The 2,909-nt window shown below is 33.2% G+C and carries 4 protein-coding genes; all 4 read left to right on the top strand.

All coding sequences use genetic code 11. The features are described from left to right. The first annotated feature begins 232 nt into the window (after positions 1-232). Positions 233-727 carry an RNA polymerase sigma factor gene (locus CYL18_RS18890; protein WP_104851010.1) on the top strand — a complete coding sequence of 165 codons (495 nt, stop codon included), beginning with the start codon at positions 233-235 and terminating at the stop codon, positions 725-727. After that, on the top strand, positions 714-1,373 hold the full coding sequence (locus tag CYL18_RS18885; RefSeq protein ID WP_104851009.1) for a zf-HC2 domain-containing protein: 660 nt from the start codon (positions 714-716) through the stop codon (positions 1,371-1,373). Before CYL18_RS18890 ends, CYL18_RS18885 begins: the two co-directional genes overlap by 14 nt. A 117-nt stretch (positions 1,374-1,490) precedes the next feature. Then, on the top strand, positions 1,491-2,177 hold the full coding sequence (locus CYL18_RS18880; RefSeq protein WP_201741322.1) for a zf-HC2 domain-containing protein: 687 nt from the start codon (positions 1,491-1,493) through the stop codon (positions 2,175-2,177). Positions 2,178-2,440: 263 nt separating this feature from the next. Then, entirely contained in the window at positions 2,441-2,689 is a 249-nt protein-coding gene (locus CYL18_RS18875; protein ID WP_104851007.1) for a hypothetical protein, read from the top strand. Positions 2,690-2,909 lie beyond the last annotated feature (220 nt).

Genomic DNA, 2,909 nt, shown 5'->3' with positions numbered 1-2,909 from the left:
ACCGAAGTCATCTCATCGCCGCATAAACACGGCACATCCCTTTTTATTAAACTGTCTACTTTATAGGGTGCAGTTCATTTTTGAATGTACCTATTTTTATTTTGATGTAAATTATATAGATTGATCCTTTTGGGAATTGAGGGGATTCCATAATTCTCCGATATGCGATATTTAATATTTTTGTAACGTATTTAAATTCTAGAAGTTATATAAGTGAAAGGGGTGAAAAGGGATGGACTTCGAGGAAATCTATTGCGAATATTTTAAGGAGGTTTATTTGTTTATTAAATCGTTAAGTCACGATGAGAATATAGCCGAAGAAATTACGCAAGAAGCATTTTTCAAGGCGTTAAAAGCAATTGAAAAATTCGATGGTTCTAAAGATATTCGTGCGTGGCTTTTTACGATTGCTAAAAATACATATTTCTCTCATTACAAAAGAAATAAACGACAAATAGATTCAAATGTAGTAGAAGAATCAGGTATGACCGTACAGATAGTAAATCATTTAATGAATGAAGAAGATGCATTCGCAGTTCATCAGTTTCTTCACTCGATGAGTGAACCATATAAGGAGGTCTTTTCACTTCGTACTTTTGGTGAGTTACCGTTTGAGAAGATAGGTCTTCTTTTTGGGAAAAGTGCAGGATGGGCAAGGGTTACCTATTACAGAGCGAGGAAACAAATTATTGAGTATATGGAGGAGGAGAACTATGAAAAAGATTAAATGCACAATTATTCAAGATGTTTTACCTCTTTATATTGATGAAGTGGTTAGTCAGGATACCAAAGAAATGGTAGATCAGCATTTACAGCACTGTGAAAAATGTCAAAAGGAATATGAAACAGTGAAACGTGAATTGTATATTCCAGCAGAAAATAAAGCTCCAATTATTAATAAGATTAATAAAAAATGGCGTAAGAAAAAAGTAATTATTTCAATTGCCTCCATTTTTTCTACGGCTATTTTTCTATTAGGAGTGTTTGCTTATATCTTTTATTATGAAAGGGTTATTCCATACTCGACCAATCTATTTGAAATCAAAATGCAAAATGATAATCAATTGGTTTCTCATTATTACGGTAAAAGTTATTCTAGTGTTAGCGAGACCCATCCTACGCCACTCGAAATTGATGGAGAGATAAAGAATGTGAGTTTTATCGTTTATAAAGGTACAATTGCTGATTCCCCTTCAAGAAACCTAATAAATGATGAAAAGAACCTTAATGATCAAGGTTATATCTGGAATTTTTCTGAGAGTGAAAAAATCGATGCTGTTTATTATGTAGATTATGATATCGAAAAAGTCACTGCTGGAAAGGAATCTTGGGATTCAGTTATAAAACGTGCGGTATTGATTTGGGAGAAATAGAACAATTAAGAGGATATAGAATAGGGGTTAGCAAAGTTCTATTGCAAACAGTTGGGCGAGAGTCACGTTTTACCGAGGTAAACAAAAAATTCAAGAAATATTAAGGGAGAAATGAAATTGGAAAAAGCATCGTGTGAAATAATTAAAGATATGCTTCCGTTGTATTACGACAATGTATGTAGTGATGATAGTAAAAGAATGATAGAGGAACATCTTTCAGAGTGTAATAATTGCAAAGTGGACTTTGAAAAAATTCAAGATGAAATTCATAGTCCAGAAAAAAGTATTATGGAAAATAAAACGGATAGTAATGTCATAAAAAATATAGCTACTTCGTGGAAAAGATGGCGGCTAAAGTCTTTTATAAAAGGTGGAATAATAAGTGCCCTTTTGATAACTATAATCATTTTGGGATATGTCGGCTTATTCAAATGGGAAATCGAAAGTGTTTCAACCGATATAGTGGAAATTAGGGATATAAGTCAAATGGAAGATGGTAAAATCGTATATTATGCGGGTATAAACGATGGATATAGTTTAAATACAATAAAATACAATATGGATAGCGAAGGGAATTTTTATATGACTCCACTACGCCCCTTAATAAAGAAAGAAGCACAGCCTCCATACGGGGGAGAAAAAGGCTATGATTTTATAGATATTAAAGTACAAGAAGAATTTCGTGGTAAGGAAATAAAAAGAATTTATTATGGTACTCCAAAAGATAAAATTTTGATATGGGAAAAGGGAATGGAATTGCCAAAGACAAGCGAAGAAGTAGAGAAAAACTTTGGATTTGAATAGAACAGAATTTCTCTTTTGTTACTCAACAAAGGTGGCATTGATCTTAAGAAGGATTAATGTCTTTTTGTGTTGAATTTCTTATTGAACAAAAGGGGCAGGTTAGCGGAAGAAGGATATGAGGGATTCAACTAAACTGCTCGTCGTTATAAAAAATAAATTGCCTTTTACAATCACACCCATTAGTGACAAACAATTATTTAAAAGATTCTTGCCGTGCCATCTGCTTTTATTTCAATTCCAAAAAGCGACGTAGGGGTGAAGTAATGAAACGATTTATTATACCAATACTAAAGGCAATCGCAATAGAGCTTTTAGACGAAAAGAAGGATGATCCTATGTTTAGCATAAAATGTTTAAAATGTGGGTGTATTAGAGAATTAGAATATAATTTTTCTAAAAGATCTGGGGATATAGAAGTTTTTAATGACGATAGCGTTTTAAATTCTGCCGAAATCATTGTATCTATTCAATGCAACAAATGCGGAAGTAATTTAGGCAGTTCAGAATATTAATGCACAGTTCATAAACACTATTCAGCAGGGAAAACTAAAAGAATGATAATTAAGGTTACCAATCTTCTTCAACAATAAAGGACGTTGATCAAAGAAGGATTAATGTCTTTTTATGTTGAATTTCTTATGGAAGTAACGGGGCAGGTGTGCGGCCGAGCCTAGGTCGTATCATATAGCGGGTGGGATTCCCGCCGAGTAAGAACTAGCCATTCGCTCGTAG

Source organism: Pradoshia eiseniae, from assembly GCF_002946355.1.
Taxonomy (GTDB): Bacteria; Bacillota; Bacilli; order Bacillales; family Pradoshiaceae; genus Pradoshia; species Pradoshia eiseniae.
The sequence above is the reverse complement of the archived record's forward strand: the minus strand, read 5'-3'. Positions and strand labels throughout refer to the sequence as shown.

Bases quoted from the DNA above. Each gene is read 5' to 3' on its own strand.
- CYL18_RS18890 (WP_104851010.1), top strand. From the start codon at position 233: ATGGACTTCGAGGAAATCTATTGCGAATATTTTAAGGAGGTTTATTTG.
- CYL18_RS18885 (WP_104851009.1), top strand. From the start codon at position 714: ATGAAAAAGATTAAATGCACAATTATTCAAGATGTTTTACCTCTTTAT.
- CYL18_RS18875 (WP_104851007.1), top strand. From the start codon at position 2,441: ATGAAACGATTTATTATACCAATACTAAAGGCAATCGCAATAGAGCTT.